A 16,775-nucleotide genomic window follows, 5' to 3' on the forward strand; every position below is an offset into this window, starting at 1 on the left:
GAGTCACCTCCGGTCGACCACGCAGTACTCGACGATGTGTGTGTCGGGGCCGGGCTCACATCGATCTGCGCTCTTGAGGATGAACCCGATGTACGCATCCCCGTCGCGCTCCAGCTCTGCGTAGAGCGCGAGCTTCGCCGTGTTCGGCTTGCGCGGCACGAAGAAGACGGCGGGAGCCTTCGCCCTCGGGACAGCGAAGCGGACGCGCACGAGATCGGACGATGCGCGCCTCGCGTGACGCCACCAGACCTCGCCGAGCAGGTCGGCGCCGGCACCGCGCGCGCGCTGTTCGGCCCACCCCACCGAGGTGTTCGTCGGATCCGGAGCGGTCACGCTGGGCGTCGTCCCGTCGACGCCACCAGGAACGCTGATCGAACTCCCGAGGGCGAGTGAGCGCTCCACCCGCACATCCCGGCCGACATCGAGATCCCGCGTCACGGCGAAGCCGCCGTGGTTCGTGTTGGCCCAGTACCGGAGCGAATCCTCGTCGGTGCGGCGATCGATGACCTGTTCAACGCCCTCCTGCGTTCGGAACGAACAACCGAAGACCGTCGCGTCGAATCGGAACGTCTCGTCGATCACGATCCCCGGGGCGACACCGTGGGCGAACCGGACCCCGGTCGCGGTGAACCCCCGCCCGTTGCCCGACACTTCGACCGCTGCCACCCGACCGGTCGAGCCGCTGTGCTGATGGATGTGCCCTCCGAGCAGCGCGACACCGCCCTGCTGATCACGGACGTCGCCGCCCGGGCCGTCCGTGGCAACAGCCCCGGAGGCGATCCGCTGCCGGTACCGCAGGATCGGAACCGGCGCGCCGACGAGCTGTGGGGACACGAACGTCACGGCGCGGACGTTGCCGATGTCGATGAGCGCATCGGTGTTCAGCACGACACCCGGGGTGTCCAAGGTCGACTCGATGTGCAGCCCGACGAAGGTCAGGTTGGACACCCAGTCGCGGCGGAGGTCGTCGCCAGCAGCGATCGCGAGCGCAGTGTTCCCTGACCGCTCGATGGTGAGTGCATCGAACACCGCGAAGTTCGTGGCTCCGTTCGAGGGTGAGGCGATGCGCATCGCCGGGAGCGAGTCGGTGCCGCACAGGTCGACGAACACCGTGTCCCACCGTGCGTTGTTGAGCGACTGGACATCGATCCCGACCCCGCGGAACCGGATCACGCGAACGCGTCGAAGCTCGGCTTCGAATCCACCGACGACGGCGATGCCGGTGCGCGCTGCCCACGACGCCCGATCCGTGGTGGATCCGGGCGTCCGGAAGTTCCGGCCGTCGACGACGATGTCCTCGAGCACGGCCCCGCCGGGGGTGGCTGGACCCGAAAGTGTGATGAGTGGGTCGCGGTTCTCCGTGCCGACCGTCGGGACGATCGTCACGCCCCCGAACGCCCCGCCCTCGGGTAACGCGATGAACCGCCGCCGATGCCGATGAGCCGGACCTGGGGAGGCACGATCAGTGCGTCGACGGCGTAGATGCCGTCGGGGAACACGAGCGCGCGTGGCACCGCCGCCGCGCTCGCCCACTCCAGAGCAGCACGCAGCGCCTCGGTGTCGTCGTGGCCGTCCCCTCGTGCGCCGAAGTCCGTCACTGCTCGGATCGTGTCTCCCGTTCCCGTTCCCGTTCCCGCTCCCGCTCCGCGAGCCGGCGCCGTGTCTGAGACAGAAGACGCGAGCAGTCCCGCGCCCCCGCCGATGAGGAGTGCGCGACGGCTGGTGGTACGGCTTCCGTGCTCGTTCGTCATGGGGCACAGGATGACAGCCGACCGCGCCCTGGACGCAGCGATTCGCATGCATGGCGCAGATTTCACATTGAAATATGCATTTCACGTGTTAGCATCAGAAGGTCAGACCAACCCGACCGACAGGAGTTCCATCGTGAAGAAGATCTTCGCCGCTTCCCTCACCGCCCTCGCTGCCGTGGCACTCTTGGCGGGCTGCACTCCCTCCTCGACCGATGTCGACCCGAAGGCGAGCGCGACACCGAAGCCGGCCGCGAGCAACACCACGAGCCCGGCCAACGTCTGCGAGGACGGCACGCTGACCGTGACGGACGCCGCTTCGGCGAAGCGGGCACTCGCGAAGGGGTGCGACACGGTCTACCTGCTCACCAGCAACGTCGAGCTCGACCTGGGCCCCGTCAAGGTCCTCGGCATCGAGGGCAACGGCAACACCGTCGCGGCCGAGTCGCTCGCGACCGTCTGGGTCATGGGCACGGGGAACACCATCTCGCACGGCGGGGAAGCCCCCGACACGAAGGGCGTGGCAGAGGGCAACACGGTCGCTGCGAAGTGACCCCCGCGAGAGGCCGGTCACCCGAGCCGGCCTCTCACCCATCAGCACCTGATCAGGAGGACGTCCATGCTCGGCTCCGTAGTGCTCGTCGGCATCCTCGCCGTCGCCGCCTGTTCGCTCCGCAGTCTGGCCCTCCCGTGCATCGTGGCGGTGATCGCCTTCGTCGCTGTGCCCGAAGCAGCCGTCTACACGCTGGGCGTCCCCGGTCTCGGTGGTGTCAACCTGGGCGTCCTGGTCGTCATGGCCACCGCGACGGTGCAGGTTCTCTTCCGCGCACCGACGTACCTCGCCGACGTGATGGCGCGGCCGTGGATCTGGATCGTGCTCGCGGTCTGGATCGCCGGCGCCACCATCACGAACTTCGTCGCTACGTCCTCGTCACCGAGCACATGGGCCGAGCTCGTCGTCGCTCCTCCGGCTGCGTACCTCCTCGTCCAGCGACTCGGAGCGGAATCGGCGGCGGGCCGCGCGCTGCTCGCTCGGGCAATCGTGACGGTCGCCGCTCTCGAAGCCGTCCTCGCGCTCGCGATCTGGACCGGGGTCGTCGACCAGCCATTCGCGGAAGCGCACAGCACCTTCACCTACTGGTGGACCCCCGAGTACGCGAGAGCCCTGGGCACGATGGACAGCTCGCTGGTGCTCGCAGGCCTGATGCTCGCTGCGATCGGACTCCTCGCTTCCGTCCGGAGCAACTGGATGGTGATCGCGACCTCGGCGCTCTTCCTCGTGACGATCGCCACTGCTGAATCGAGGGGCGCGCTCGGCCTCGGACTCGTCGTCCTCACCGTGCTGCTCGTCCGGAGGCGCGTGCCGTTCGCCACAGCCCTCGGGCTCGTCTTCGCAGCGGTGATGACCCTGGCCGTGGTGGTGCTCGTGAACCCGGAGCTCACAGACGGGCTGAGTGCGAAACTCGAGGACGACAACGGCTCCGCCAACGCACGGGTGCGCGGGATCGCCGTCGGGGTCCCGGCCGCTCTCGAGACAACGCTGGTCGGCAACGGTCCCAGTTCGTCGTTCTCGATCGCACGATCCCTCGGTCTCGCCACGAGCTTCGAGAACCCGGTCATCATGACGGCGCTCGACTGGGGCCTGCTCCCGGCTCTCGCGTTCGTGACGGCTCAGCTATTCGCGTTGCGTTCCGGCTTCCGAGCACGAGTACGAGTACGAGGCGATGTGCTGGTGCCGGGTGCACTCCTCGCCGCGAGCGCGTACTCCGTCTACCTCCTCACGTTCAGCTCGTACGCCCTCACCAGCGGGATCGCGGTCTTCACCTGGATCGTGCTGGGGCTGACCGCTCCCCCGAATCGCGAACTGCCGAGAACGGAAAGGGCGCTCAACGAGAGCCAGCCTGCCGTGGCTGAGGTGCGTTCGTGAACAAGAATGCATTCGACACCGTGGTGAACCTGTTCGGGAGCGCGATCCCGCCGATCGTCGCCCTTGCCACCGCGCCGATCCTGGCCGGCACACTGGGCACCGCCGGGCGCGGAGAAGTCGCCGCCGCGACCGCACCACTCCTCCTCGCGGTCGCCCTCGCGTCCTTGGGGCTCCCGACCGCGGTCAACCACTGGGTCTCCCGGAGTCCGGCTCACACGCTGCGAGTCTTCACCATCGCTGCCATCGCCACCTCCGTCGTCGGTGCCGGCTTGACCTGGCTGGTCTGCGTCGCCGGACACCTGGCCGCGGGGGGAGACGCGGACCTCGCGCGCCTGATCGGGCTCGCATCGTTGGCGCTGGTACCGAACCTGATGGCTGGACTCCTCCAGGCAGTCGCCGCCGGACACCATGCCTGGCGGCTGGTCGCGCTCGAACGGGGGATCACGCACGGCAGCCGACTCATCGCGCTCGTGACGCTGATGACCGCAGGCACACTGACCGTCGAGACTGCTGTTCTGGTGATCGCGACGTCGCCGGTGATCGGCGCGGCCGCGTACTTCCGGCTCCTCCGCAGACACGGCACCATCCTCCGTCCGGCAGCCGTGGGGCAGGTGCTCTCCTACGGCGGCCGCGTGTGGTTCGGAGCACTTGCCGGGATCGTCCTGACCCGGGTCGACCAGAGCCTCATGGCACCGTTGGCGGGTACCGCTGCCCTCGGGATCTACGCCGTCGCCGTGAGTTTGAGCGACATACCCCTCGTCGTCTCGAGCGCCGTCCGCGATGTCGCCTTCAGCCGGCAGAGCTCCAACGTCGACCGAGACGGCCTCGCGAGAGCCTCCCGCGTGACGACGCTCGCTGTCCTCGCCACCTGCGGGATCACCGCTGCCCTTCTCCCGTGGTTCGTCCCCACCTTCTTCGGCACGGACTTCACTGCGACGATCCCAGTGACGTTGCTCCTCCTCGCCGGTTGCGCACTGAGCGTTCCGGGTTCGCTCGCCGGAGTCGGACTCGCAGCCGACGGCCGTCCCGGACTCCGGAGCACGTCACTCCTCGCTGCTGCCGCGTGCAACCTCGTCCTGCTCATCGCTCTCGCCCCCGAACACGGTGCGATGGGTGCCGCGCTCGCGACGGTGGGCGGGACCATCGTCTCGAACGGGATGAACCTGTTGTTCGCCCGCCGGACACTCGGGCTCTCGGTCGGAGAGCTGACCTTGATCCGGCGCGCGGACTTCGCGAGCCTCGGGCGCCTCAGAAGAGACTGACGCAATAGTCTCACACGTGTTATGCTAGATATCACACATCGTTGATTGGGGTCACATGGATCTGCAGGAGTTCCTCCGAGTCGTCCGAACTCGCTGGCTGAGCGTCGCTGTCATGCTCATCGCCGGAGCTGCCGTCGCGATCGCTGTGACACTGTTGAGCCCGGTGACGTACACCGCCCGGACGACGCTCTACATCTCCGTGCAGGGTGCGACCGGTTCCGCGAGCGAGGTGGGTCAAGGGAACAACGCGGCACAGCAGAAGACCCGGTCGTACGCGAACGTCGTCAAGAGTGCCCGCGTGCTCGATCCGGTCATCGAGGAGCTCGACCTCGACATGACTCCGGCCTCGCTCGGGTCGCGCATCGAAGCGACGTCTCCGCCGAACACGGTGCTGTTGTCGGTCGCGATCGCGCACACGGACCCTGTTCTCGCTGCACGGATCGCGAACGCGATCGGCACGAGTTTCACCGAGGTCGTCTCCGGCAGTCTCGAACAGCCCGTCGGCGGCGGCGCAAGCCTCGTCCGCATCGAGACGACCGACCCCGCGACCGTTCCGACGATGCCATCCGGCCCACGGAAGACCGTGAACCTTGCGATGGGTCTCGCCGGAGGGGCGATCGGCGGCATCGCGCTCGCCCTGCTCCGCAACGGCATCGACACTCGCCTCCGCCGCACGGCTGACGTGGCTGCGATCACGGACGCGCCCATCCTCGGCGAGATCGCGTTCGACACCAAGGCGCAAGCGCAGCCCCTGGTCGTGCACGCGGATCCCCGGAGCACCCTCAGTGAAGCGTTCCGTGGGCTCCGGACGAACCTGCTGTTCGTCGACCCGGACGCCGACCACGGCAAGACGCTCGTCGTCACCTCGGCGATGCAGAGCGAGGGCAAGACCACGACCGTGGCGAACCTCGCGCTCACCTTGGCAGAGAACGGGGCGCGCGTCGCGCTCGTCGATGCCGATCTCCGGCGACCCCGCGTCGCGGAGGTCATGGGCATCGAGGGCGCTGTCGGCCTGAGCGACCTCCTCATCGCCCGTGCCGAGCTCGACGACGTCGTGCAGCCCTGGGGGGACGGAGCGCTCTCCGTCATCCCCGCTGGAGCGACCCCGCCGAACCCGGCCGAACTCCTCGGCTCGCAGGCGATGCGTGCGTTCATCGAGGAACTCGAGTCACGGTTCGACCACGTGCTGATCGACTCCCCGCCCCTGCTCCCGGTGACGGACGCCGCGATCCTCAGCAAGCTCACCGCCGGCGCGATCGTCGCAACTGCGGCCGGACGCTCGCGGCGCCCGCAGTTGCGGCGTGCCCTCGAGGTCCTGTCGGGTCTGGATGCACGCGTCCTCGGTGTGGTCGTGACCATGGTGCAGCGGAAGAACGTCGGGTCGTACGGGTACGGCTACGGGTACGGGTACGGGTACGGGTACGGCAACGCCGACACCTCGGCCGCGGACACTGCCTCGGCGCCGCTCGGCAACTCGGGACGTCGGGCCAAGTCGGCACTGACACGCTGAGCCGACCAGACCGGGCACCGCTCGACTCCGTCGCACCGATACGCTGACACCGTGCGATGGAGTCGAGTGGGCTGGCCCGCCGTCGGGTACGTCTCCCTCGAGGACGTCGACGGCTACCCCGAGCACCTCGCACGCCTGGTGACCGACGCCCCGCCGTCCGTGGCCGCCCTCGCGTCCGTCACGTGGAGCGAGTCCCGCATCCAGAGCTGGCGCATCGAGGAGGCCGGCCGCCACGGTGACGCCGGCGTCGACGCGACACCGACCCACACCGTCCACGCCGTGTTCGTCGTCCGCAACGACGAGGTGCTCGACACCCCGGACGGCCTCTGGCGCCGGTGGAACCACGCGCGGGTGTCCCTCCGCTTCGACCGTGCCGTCCTCGATCCGTCCGACACGGAGGCGCTCGACCTGCTTGCCGGTGACGTTCACGTCTCCCGCGGCGAGATCGCACACGTGGACGCCGACGTCTGGGAACTGCGCCTGCTCGTCTCCCCCACCGGCGAGCTCGCGATCCACTTCCGCGACGTCGTGATCGAGGTGCGACCGGTCGACGAAGAAGACTGGGCAGCGCTCGAGTCACGCCCTGCCCACGGCTGGCACGGCCCGGTCCCGGACGGCTGGGTCGAGTGGGCGACCCCGGCGGTGCGGGCTGCGGCGCACGGAGACGTCGGCGGCCTCTCGCTGGCGCTCGACGGCATCGGTCAGGACCCCGCTGGCATCGACGAGGTCGACCCGCGGTGGGGCTTCGCGCCGCTGCACGCGGCCGTCTGGTTCGACAACCGCGGCACGACCGAGGCACTGCTCGAACGCGGTGCTGACGTCCGGGTCGAGGACGCCGAGGGGCGGACCGCGATGGACATCGCCCATGAGCGCGGCTCACGCCGGGCGGAGGAGATCCTCCTGGCCTGGTTCGACCGGCCGGCGCACGAGCCGACCGAAGCAGACTGACGACGGACGGGAGGCGCGGTGCCAGCTGGCACCGCGCCTCCCGTCCGCCCTCCGGCTGCGTCTCAGACCGTGAGCGCGTTGGCGGCGGCGACCCGCCCGTACCACCGCGCCGAGTCCTTCGGCGTCCGGGCGAACGTCACCGGGTCCCACGACACGAGCCCGAACGTCGGGCGGAAGCCCGACGCCCACTCGTAGTTGTCGAGCAGCGACCAGTGCTGGTAGCCGAGGACCTCGATGCCGTCCTCGATGCAGGCGTGGATCCCCTCGAGGGCACCCTGCGTGTAGGCCACCCGGCGGGAGTCGTCGGCGGTGGCGATCCCGTTCTCGGTGATCATGAGCGGCACGTGCCCGGAGAGCTCCCACGCGCTGCGGAGCCCGTCGGCCGAGGCCTCGGGGTAGAACTCCCACCCGGTCAGGGTCGTCTCGACGTCGTCGGCCACGGGGAGCGGGCCCGACGGTCCGATGAAGGTGCGGGTGTAGGCCTGCACGCCCAGGAAGTCGTCACCGGCGGCGTTCTCGAGGTACCAGTCGTCGCGCGGGTACCCGTACTCGCGGAGCATCTCGTCGGCACCGGGTTCGCCGTTGGACTTGAAGGCCTGCGTCGCGATCGTCCAGCCGGACTGCAGGCCGGACACCTGCGACAGGACCTCCCGCGAGCGCTTGTGCGAGGCGAGCAGGGCGTCGGCGACCCCGAGGTCCGGGTTCGGCAGGCCGTAGGCGACCAGGTTCGCCGCGTCCTCACCGCCGGCGAGCATCGCCGCGATGTTCGGCTCGTTGATCGTGCAGACGTAGCGGACGCCGTCCTGCACGACGGGGAGCGCAGCCTCGGTGTAGCGGGCGAACAGGTCGGCGGCGTCGGGGGCTCGCCAGAAGCCGTCGCGTTCGAACCAGCGCGGCACGGTGAAGTGCATGAGCGTGACGATCGGTTCGATGCCGAACTCGTGGCAGGTCTCGACCATGCGGCGGTAGTGGTCGATCTCGGCCCGGCTGACGAACCCGCGCTCGGGTTCGATCCGCGCCCACTCGATGCTGAACCGGTAGGAGTTCAGCCCGAGGTCGGCCGCGATGCGGATGTCCTCGCGGTACCGGTGGTAGCTGTCGGCGGCGTCACCCGAGGGCTCGACGATGGTGGTGTCGGGCTCGTGCTCGTGCACCCACCAGTTGCTGTTGACGTTGTTGCCCTCGATCTGGTGCGCGGCGGTGGCGGCACCCCAGAGGAAGCCCTTCGGGAACTGCAGCGTGGTGATGATCGTGCCTTTCAGTGCTGTGACAGGAAGCGGTCGAAGGTGTGGAGCGTCGCCGACGGGTTCTCGACCTGCGGGCCGTGGTAGCTCTCGGGGATGACCTCGTAGGCGGCGCCGGTGTCCTCCGCCATCTGCCGCTGCCAGGGGATCGGCCAGGCGCCGTCCCACTCGCCGTGGGTCACGAGCACCGGGAGCCCGGTGGCGCGGAGTGCGGCGGAGGAGTCGGTGTGGTCCTCGAGGATGTGTCCACCGGCGACGACGCTCGCGGGGTCGTGCGCGTCGAAGCGGGCACGGACGAACCGGGGGTCGTCGGGGAGTTCCTCGTCGGGCCGGTACGCCCAGAGCGGGTTGGTGGAGTCGAACAGCTGGCGGAGGTTGCCGCCGGTGTCGTGCAGGATCGTCAGCTCGGCGACCTTGCGGTAGGGCCAGCCGTACGGTCCGGAGCAGAACTGCACCACGTCGCGGAAGGCGCTCGGGTCGGCGATGGCCGCCTCGCGGACGATCACGCCGCCGAGCGAGTGGCCGATGAGGTGCACGGGAGCGCCGTCGTCGAGCAGCCGTGCGACCCGGACGACGTCGGCGGCCTCTTCCGCCAGCGTGTAGCCGGACGGCCCCGATGCCCGCGCCGAATCGGCCTGGCCGCGGCGGCTGATCGCCACCGCGGTCCAGCCGGCGTCCCGGAGGAGCGGCAGGAACGTGCGCCAGTCCTCCTTCGAGCCGGTGTACCCGGGCACGACGAGGACGGTGCCCTTCGACGGCCCGGGAGGCACGACGCGGTAGGCGGTGAGTCGGCCGACGGGGAGGTCGATGCCGACGACGTCGACGCCCTCGGGGGTGGGCAGGTGGCCGAACGGCGGGACGGACGGGAAGTCGCGGAGCGTGCTCATGCCAGCAGCGCCCGTCGTGGGTTCGGTACCGCGTCGAGCAGCGCCACCGTGTAGTCGTCCTGCGGGTGCTGCAGCACCTCGGCCGTGCGGCCCCGTTCGACCACGGCGCCGTCGTGCAGCACCATGATGTCGTCCGTGATGAGCCGCGCACTGAGCAGGTCGTGCGTGATGTAGAGGAGCGAGACGCCCCACTGCTCGCGGAGGTCCTCGAGCAGGGCGAGCACGCCGGCACGGAGCGTCACGTCGAGCATCGAGACCGGCTCGTCGGCGATGATCACCTGCGGGTCGGACGCGAGCGCCCGGGCGATGACCACGCGCTGGCGCTGGCCACCCGAGAGCTGGTGCGGGAGCTTCTGCGCGAACTGCTCCACCGGGGTCAGGCCCACGGTCTCGAGCAGCTCGAGCACGCGCTTCCGGGCATCGCGCCCGCGCAGGTTCGTGTAGTTCGCGACGGGGCGGGACAGCGTGTACTCGACCGTGTGCAGCGGGTTGAGCGCGGCGTACGGGTCCTGGAACACCATCTGCACCTCGGAGCGGAGGTCCTTCAGCCCCCGTCTCCCGAGCTTCGCCACGTCCGTGTCGCCGAACCGGACCGTGCCGGTCGTCGGCTTCTCGACGCCGGTCAGCATCTTCGCGATCGTCGACTTGCCGGATCCGGACTGGCCGACGAGGGCGAGCGACTGCCCGGGTTCGAGGGTGAACGACACGTCGCGCACCGCCTGCACCGGCTGCTCGCCGCGACGGGGTGCCGGGTAGGTCTTCACGAGGTGGTCGACCACGATCGGGTTGCGGGCGGCGCTGCGCTCGCGGGAGCCGACCGTGCTGAACGACGTCGTGGTCTCCTGGCGGGTCGCCGACGGGTCGCGCTGCGACCGGTCCGGGAAGCCCGGCAGGCTCACGACCTCGGCACGCGGGTCGGCGTAGTGCGACAGCAGCATCTGCGTGTACTCGTCCTGCGGGTCGCGGAGGATCTCCTTCGAGCCGCCGTCCTCGACGATGCGGCCCTCGTGCATGACGAGCACGCGTTCGGTCGCCTCGAGGACGATGCCGAGGTCGTGGCTGATCAGGATGGCCGTGAAGCCCTCGGCCTGCTGCAGCTCGATGATCGTGTCCATCACGGCGTGCTGCACGAGGACGTCGAGCGCGGTGGTCGGCTCGTCGAACACCATGAGCTGCGGCTCGAGCGAGAGCGCCAGGGCGATCGACACGCGCTGCCGCATGCCGCCGGACAGCTCTCCCGGGTACCGGGCCAGCATGGCGGTGGGGAGCTTCACCTTCTCGATGAGCTCCTTCATCCGGGCGTCCCAGCGATCACGCGACACGTGGCCGTGGGCTTTGAAGATGTCGATGAAGTGGTTGCGGATGGTCCGCACCGGGTTGAGCGCGTTCATGCCGGACTGCAGCACCATCGCGAACCCGCCCTGGCGCTGCTGCCGGAGGGCTTCCTCGTCGAGGTCGCGGATGTCGTGGCCGCCGAAGAAGATGTTGCCGCCGTTGGTCCGGGCCGGTGGCTTCTGCAGCCGGGTCAGCGCGTAGCCGAGGGTCGACTTGCCGGAACCCGACTCGCCGACCAGGCCGACGAACTCGCCCTTCCGCAGCTGGAAGGACACGTGGTCGACCGCCTGGACGGCCTCCTGGCCGGCCGATTCGTACACGACCGACAGGTCGCGGACGTCGAGCAGCACGTCCTGCGTGGCGCTCGTGGTGTCGGACGGGAGGCGCGTGGCGGTGCCGTCCCGCGCCTCCAGGCCGTCGATCGGTTCGGAACGCGAGCCGCTCATGCGGTGGCCTCCTTGCGCTTGCGACGCGCGCCTTCGCGCAGTCGCGGGTTGGACACGGCGTCGACGCCGAAGTTGATCAGGGTCAGGCTCATCGCGAGGAGTGCGATGCAGAGACCCGGGGCGAACAGCAGGATCCACTGACCGGTCAGCAGGGCGTTCGAGTTCTGCGCCCAGTAGAGGATCGTGCCCCAGCTCACGATGGACGAGTCGCCGAGTCCGAGGAACTCGAGGCCCGCCTCGGCGAGGATCGCGCTCGTGGCCGCGCCGAAGAACGAGCCGACGATGAGGCTCGTCATGTTCGGCAGGATCTCGCGGAACACGATGCGCGTCGCGCCGTCGCCGGAGAACTGGGCCGCGGTCACGAAGTCACGACCGCGGAGGGACTGCGTCTGGCTGCGCAGGACGCGCGCGCCCCAGGCCCAGCCGGTGACCACGATCACCGCGATGATGACCGCGATGCCGCCGTTCTGCAGGTACGCGGCGATGACGATCATGAGCGGCAGGCCGGGGATGACGAGGAAGAGGTTCACGATGAACCCGATGACCTCGGCGATCCAGCCGCGGACGTAGCCCCAGCTCAGGCCGATCGCGACGGCGACGAGCGTGGACAGCAGCCCCGCGACGGCACCGACGAGCACGGAGATCCGGGCGCCGTAGATGATCTGCGACAGGACGTCCTCGCCGGCGGCGGTCGTGCCCATCCAGTGCGCGCCGGTGGCGTCGGCGCTCCGGGCGAACCCGTTCTGGCTCGCGCCGTACGGGGCGAGGAGCGGGGCGAAGATCGCCACGATCACGAAGACGGCGAGGATGATGATGCCGATCCGGGCCTTGGTGTTGCTCCAGACGACGCCGAACTGGCGGGCGGCGGCTCGGAGTTTGCTCGGGGCGGTGGGTTCTTCTGCTTGCGTGCGAACTGCGATCGTGGTCATCGGCGCGTCCTCGGGTCCAGGACGCCGTAGAGGACGTCCACGATGAAGTTGGCGATGAGCACCGACACGGTGATCATCAGGAAGAGGGCCTGCATGAGCGGGTAGTCCTGCCCGATCACGGCGTTGAACAGCAGGTAGCCGATGCCCGGGTAGCCGAACACCTGCTCGACCAGGACCGAACCGCCGACCACACCACCGAGTGCCAGACCGAAGCCGGTCAGGTTCGGCAGGATCGCGTTGCGGGCCGCGTACCGGATCGCCACGGTGCGACCGCGGAGACCGTTCGCCTCGGCGAAGGTCACGTAGTCGTCACCGAGGGTGTTGATCATGGCGTTGCGCATGCCGATGATCCAGCCGCCGAGGCTCGTCACGAGGATCGTGATCGCCGGCAGGACCGCGTGCTGCAGGGCGTCCCCGAGGAACGCACCGTTCAGGCCCGGGGTCGTCGTCGCGGAGTAGGCGCCCGTGGTCGGGAACCAGTGCAGGACGTAGCCGAGGAAGAACAGCAGCAGGAGCGCCGTCCAGAAGTACGGGAACGTCGACATGAACGAGCCCGACAGGGTCGGCAGTGAGTCCAGCCAGGTGCCGCGCTTCCAGGCCGCGCCGACGCCGATGAGGGTGCCGAGCACGAACGCGAGGATCGTCACGACGCCGACGAGGATCAGCGTGTACGGCAGGGCCTGGGCGACGAGGTCCCCGACGGGCTGCGGGTAGAACGTGTAGCTCGTGCCGAAGTCGAGGGTGATGACCTGGTGCAGGTAGCTGACGTACTGGTCCCAGAGGTTGCCGCTCGGGACGCCGAGCTGGGCCTCGATGGCCTTCTTGGTGGCGTCGGTCACCGGGCCGTTCTGGCTGAGCTTCGCGAGGGCGGCGTCGGTCGGGCTGCCGGGCATGAGTCGCGGGAGCACGAAGTTCAGCGTGACCGCGGCCCAGAGGGTCAGGACGAAGAGGACGAGTTTCTGGAGGATGTACTTCACTTCTGGTCCTCTTCGGCCTTGATGATCGCCCGGCCGGCTGCGCTGTCGCGGAGCCGCAGCTTCGAGAAGATGAGCAGCGGTGCCGAGTCGTAGTTCTGCGGCGCCATGTAGGGGTCCTCGGCGCTGGGCCAGCCGACGAACTTGCCGGTGTTGAACAGGCCCCAGAGTCCGCCGTAGTACATGCCGATCACGGGCAGGTCGTCGTACACGATCTCCTGCAGCTGGTTCAGGATCTCCTGCTGCTTCGCGGTGTCCGTCGTCGCCTTGTACTCGTCGAGGAGCTTCTGCGTGTCGGCGTTCTGGTACCGCTCGTAGTTGTTCACCGTCGACTTGCCGACCGGCTGGTAGAAGTCGCTCGAGAGCAGGGAGTTGAACGCCTGGTAGACGTCACCGTTGCCCATGCCGCCCATCGCCATGTCGAACTGTCCGTTGTTGAGGTTCGACTGGTAACCGGCGGGCTGCGGTGCCTGGATCGACACCTTGATGCCGATGGCCGTGAGGTTGCGCTGCACGGTCTGCGCGGCGCGGAGCCAGTCCGAGTAGCCGTTCGCGGTCATGATCGTGATGGACAGCTGCTTGCCGTCCTTCATGATCTTGCCGTCCTGCTCGGTCCAGCCGGACTTCGCGAACGCCTGCTTCGCGGCGTCGACGTCCTGCGCGACCATGCCCTGGTCGGGGATGTCCGGGTTGAGGTACTTCTCCTGGTTCGGAAGGATCAGGCCGGTCTGGCCCGCCGCCGCCAGGTTGCCCTCGGACGCGGTCTCGGCGATGTCGTCGCGGTCCAGGGCGAGGGAGATGCCCTTCCGGACGTTGACGTCGTTGTACGGCGCCTTCGTCAGGTTCGGGATGAGGCCGATGACGCCGCCGGCCGGGAACCACCACGTGTTCGTCTTCGACGCCGCTCCCCAGGTGCCCTTCACGTCGGAGATGAAGGAGTACGCCCAGTCGTAGCCGCGCGTGACGGTGTCGAGCTGCGTGTTCGTCGCCGGGAGGATCAGGTGCTTGATGGCGATCTTGTCGGCCTGCCAGTACTTCGGGTTCTTGTCCATCGAGTACTGCTGGTCGGTGTAGTTGCCGAGCACGAACGGACCGGTCCCGACGGGGTTCGGGTCACGCCAGGTCGTCGGGTCCTTCACGCCGCCGTAGTGCTTCTCACCGAGGATGTACGTCGCGCCGATGATGTTGAGGCTCGGCACGTCGTCGCCCTTGAGGTGGAAGACGACGTGGCCGCCCTTGCTCTCGATGCTGTCGATGTGCTGCCAGGCGCCCTTGACGTCCATCGCCGGGAACTTCTTGAGCAGGTCGAACGTGAAGACGACGTCCTTCGCGCTGAACGGCGAGCCGTCCGACCACTCGACGCCCTTGCGGATCGTCATGTCGATCGTGCGCGCGTCCGGCTGGTCCCAGCTGCTCGCGAGCCACGGGGTGCCCTTGCCGTCGAGGGGGTTGATCTCGATGAGCGGCTCGTACATCCACTTGCTCGCGGTGCGGGCGTTCGCGATGTACGGGTTGAAGTTGCGGTCGAACAGCGGGTTGCCGTGGTCCGCGTTGATGAGCATCGTGTCCTTGCCGATGCTCGGGTCCGGCTGGGACCGGACCTGGATGCTGCAGCCGGTGGCCGCGAGGGCCACGACCGCGATGCCGGCGATGGCCGCGATGAGGCGGCCTCTCCGTCCCCGGCGGGTGCCCGGGGTGCGCGCTGGGACGCGCTGTGGGGGAAGCGTCATTGCTCGGTCGACCTCCGTGTCGAGTCGGTACGGAGACAATGTATGCGCTTACATCGCGTCGCGCAACCGGGCGGGTTGTTTCGCGGGGCGGCACGTGTGCGCGCGGTCCGGACTGCAGTGTGCGAGGTTCCGACCAGCGTGCGGGGGCGCGGGCGTCCCACGGTGCGCGGAACCTCGCACACTGCGGCGACGCGGCGCCGCGGGAGCTCGCACACCGCGGCGACACGGGACCTCGCAGCGGCGACACGGCGCCGCGGGACCGCGCACACCGGCGCAGCCGCCACCTACAGCGCCGGCGGGCAGCTCTCGCGCAGGAGCACCTCGACCGGCAGACGCATCGCCCGCGGCGGCCCCTCGCGGCGCTCCAGCCGGTCCACGATCGCCCGCACCGCCGCTCGCCCGAGCTCCCCCATCGGCTGGTGCACGGTGGTCAGGCGCGGCGACGAGAACCGCCCCGCGTCGATGCCGTCGAAGCCCGTCACGACGAGGTCCTCCGGCACCCGCACACCACGCGCCCCCGCGGCGTCGAGCACCCCGAGCGCCGACTGGTCGTTCGAGCAGACGATCGCCCGCGGGACGGCGTCCCCGTCGAGCAGCTGTGCCGCGAGCTCCCGAGCCCGCGCACGCCCGAAGTCGCCGTGCACGACACGCACCGACGACGCCGGCACCCCGTGGTCCTCGAGCGCCTGGCGGAACCCCGCGGAGCGTTCGATGTCGTCCGGCGAGTCGATCGGCCCCGCCAGGTACACGAGCGACGACCGGATGCCGAGGCGCCCGATCACGTGCGCGCCGAGTGTCCGCATGCCCGCGGCGTTGTCCACGCTCACCGAGTCGAACCCGTGCGAGCGCCGGTCGTCGGCGAGCACCACGACCGGGATCCGTCGGGCGACGTGTTCGAGCAGGTCGTCGGGCACCGTCTGGGCGAGCACCGCGAGACCGTCGACCCGGCCGGCGACGTCGTTCACGATGACGTCCCGCGAGGACCCCCGCCCCGCGGCCACCATCAGCGCCAGACCACGCTGCCACGCCTCGGTCTCGGCGCCGCGCAGGACCTCGTCGAAGTACAGGTTGGACGAGAACGGCTGCGTCACGTGCCGCCGGTCGTCGACGACCCGCACGCCGCCGTCCGTGACGAGGTCGGGGCGTTCGTCCGGCACGACGTCGAACCCGGGCAGCAGCAGTCCGACCACGCCGGTGCGCTTGCCCGCGAGGGCCCGTGCGTTCCCGGAGGGCACGTACCCGAGCGTCCGGATCGCCGCCTGGACCCGGTCGCGCGTGCCCTCGCGGACGGCGTCCGGCGTGCGGAGCACACGGGAGACGGTGGCGATGGAGACGCCCGCCGCGGAGGCCACGTCGTAGACCGTGGGAGGTGCGGTGCGCTGCTCGGCCAAGCCCGTCCCTCCTGTCCGACGTCCGCTGGTGTCGTGCCGCGAGCCGCGCGGCCGGACCATCCTAGACATGGTGCCGGCCGGGACTTTCCCACATATGACGGAAACCCCTTGCGCGATCCGGACAGCGCGCGCGACACTGTCACGACCTCAGCACGTCCCGTGAGGAAGCGCACCAACGACGGTGCCCACACACACAGGAGAAGACGCGATGTCCCAATCGACACGGTCCGGCAGCAAGAGCGCGATCCGGCTCACCACCGACGAGGCCGAGGTGCGCGACGCACTGCTCGACCACTCCGACGGCGGCAACGCCTGGATCTTCGACCAGATCGACGCGGCCGAGGACGCGGCGACGAAACCGTAGCGGCCTTCCCGGAGGCGCGGTGCGGGTCCGCCCCGCACCGCGCCCTCTGCAGGTGGGCGCGTCCACGGCACGGCCGTCGC

15 protein-coding genes are annotated in these 16,775 nt (G+C 69.5%); 6 read left to right on the forward strand and 9 right to left on the reverse strand.

Annotated features, from left to right (window positions below; all coding sequences use genetic code 11):
• Nucleotides 1-3: 3 nt before the first annotated feature.
• Both JSX79_RS08995 and JSX79_RS18655 read right to left on the reverse strand, forming a co-directional pair.
• A complete protein-coding gene (locus JSX79_RS08995; protein WP_229085876.1) occupies nucleotides 4-1,386 on the reverse strand; it encodes a hypothetical protein in 1,383 nt (460 codons plus the stop codon).
• Entirely contained in the window at nucleotides 1,383-1,598 is a 216-nt protein-coding gene (locus JSX79_RS18655; RefSeq protein ID WP_229085877.1) for a glycoside hydrolase family 55 protein, read from the reverse strand. Before JSX79_RS18655 ends, JSX79_RS08995 begins: the two co-directional genes overlap by 4 nt.
• Before the next feature lie 286 nt (nucleotides 1,599-1,884).
• Between JSX79_RS18655 and JSX79_RS09005 the strand changes: the two genes are divergently transcribed.
• The 5 genes from JSX79_RS09005 to JSX79_RS09025 all read left to right on the forward strand — a co-directional run bounded on the left by JSX79_RS09005 (nucleotide 1,885) and on the right by JSX79_RS09025 (nucleotide 7,395).
• Nucleotides 1,885-2,301 (forward strand): DUF3060 domain-containing protein, encoded by a 417-nt coding sequence (locus JSX79_RS09005; protein WP_229085878.1) that lies wholly within the window; start codon nucleotides 1,885-1,887, stop codon nucleotides 2,299-2,301.
• Nucleotides 2,302-2,367: 66 nt separating this feature from the next.
• A complete protein-coding gene (locus JSX79_RS09010) occupies nucleotides 2,368-3,675 on the forward strand; it encodes a hypothetical protein (protein WP_229085879.1) in 1,308 nt (435 codons plus the stop codon).
• Complete coding sequence (locus tag JSX79_RS09015; protein WP_229085880.1) at nucleotides 3,672-4,937, forward strand: oligosaccharide flippase family protein; 1,266 nt, start codon at nucleotides 3,672-3,674, stop codon at nucleotides 4,935-4,937. The genes JSX79_RS09010 and JSX79_RS09015 overlap by 4 nt, the downstream gene beginning before the upstream one ends.
• Before the next feature lie 55 nt (nucleotides 4,938-4,992).
• On the forward strand, nucleotides 4,993-6,447 hold the full coding sequence (locus JSX79_RS09020) for a polysaccharide biosynthesis tyrosine autokinase (RefSeq protein ID WP_267484245.1): 1,455 nt from the start codon (nucleotides 4,993-4,995) through the stop codon (nucleotides 6,445-6,447).
• A 51-nt stretch (nucleotides 6,448-6,498) separates the two neighbouring features.
• The gene (locus JSX79_RS09025; RefSeq protein WP_229085882.1) at nucleotides 6,499-7,395 is read left to right on the forward strand and encodes a hypothetical protein; all 897 of its coding nucleotides are present in this window, start codon (nucleotides 6,499-6,501) and stop codon (nucleotides 7,393-7,395) included.
• A gap of 62 nt (nucleotides 7,396-7,457) precedes the next feature.
• On the opposite strand, the gene JSX79_RS09030 is transcribed toward JSX79_RS09025, so the two are convergent.
• From JSX79_RS09030 to JSX79_RS09060, 7 genes are all read right to left on the reverse strand, one after another.
• A complete protein-coding gene (locus JSX79_RS09030; protein WP_374475186.1) occupies nucleotides 7,458-8,645 on the reverse strand; it encodes a glycoside hydrolase family 1 protein in 1,188 nt (395 codons plus the stop codon).
• A gap of 8 nt (nucleotides 8,646-8,653) precedes the next feature.
• A complete protein-coding gene (locus tag JSX79_RS09035) occupies nucleotides 8,654-9,526 on the reverse strand; it encodes an alpha/beta fold hydrolase (RefSeq protein ID WP_229085883.1) in 873 nt (290 codons plus the stop codon).
• A complete protein-coding gene (locus tag JSX79_RS09040; protein WP_229085884.1) occupies nucleotides 9,523-11,307 on the reverse strand; it encodes an ABC transporter ATP-binding protein in 1,785 nt (594 codons plus the stop codon). The genes JSX79_RS09035 and JSX79_RS09040 overlap by 4 nt, the downstream gene beginning before the upstream one ends.
• On the reverse strand, nucleotides 11,304-12,236 hold the full coding sequence (locus JSX79_RS09045) for an ABC transporter permease (protein WP_070417090.1): 933 nt from the start codon (nucleotides 12,234-12,236) through the stop codon (nucleotides 11,304-11,306). The genes JSX79_RS09040 and JSX79_RS09045 overlap by 4 nt, the downstream gene beginning before the upstream one ends.
• On the reverse strand, nucleotides 12,233-13,213 hold the full coding sequence (locus tag JSX79_RS09050) for an ABC transporter permease (RefSeq protein WP_070417091.1): 981 nt from the start codon (nucleotides 13,211-13,213) through the stop codon (nucleotides 12,233-12,235). The genes JSX79_RS09045 and JSX79_RS09050 overlap by 4 nt, the downstream gene beginning before the upstream one ends.
• Nucleotides 13,210-14,940 carry an ABC transporter substrate-binding protein gene (locus tag JSX79_RS09055; RefSeq protein ID WP_229085885.1) on the reverse strand — a complete coding sequence of 577 codons (1,731 nt, stop codon included), beginning with the start codon at nucleotides 14,938-14,940 and terminating at the stop codon, nucleotides 13,210-13,212. The genes JSX79_RS09050 and JSX79_RS09055 overlap by 4 nt, the downstream gene beginning before the upstream one ends.
• Nucleotides 14,941-15,224: 284 nt before the next feature.
• The gene (locus tag JSX79_RS09060; RefSeq protein WP_070417092.1) at nucleotides 15,225-16,331 is read right to left on the reverse strand and encodes a LacI family DNA-binding transcriptional regulator; all 1,107 of its coding nucleotides are present in this window, start codon (nucleotides 16,329-16,331) and stop codon (nucleotides 15,225-15,227) included.
• Nucleotides 16,332-16,539: 208 nt separating this feature from the next.
• On the opposite strand from JSX79_RS09060, the gene JSX79_RS09065 reads away from it, so the two are divergent.
• A complete protein-coding gene (locus JSX79_RS09065) occupies nucleotides 16,540-16,695 on the forward strand; it encodes a hypothetical protein (RefSeq protein WP_156794780.1) in 156 nt (51 codons plus the stop codon).
• Nucleotides 16,696-16,775 lie beyond the last annotated feature (80 nt).

Origin of the sequence: Curtobacterium sp. GD1, from assembly GCF_020882855.1 — a bacterium.
Lineage (GTDB): Bacteria > Actinomycetota > Actinomycetes > Actinomycetales > Microbacteriaceae > Curtobacterium.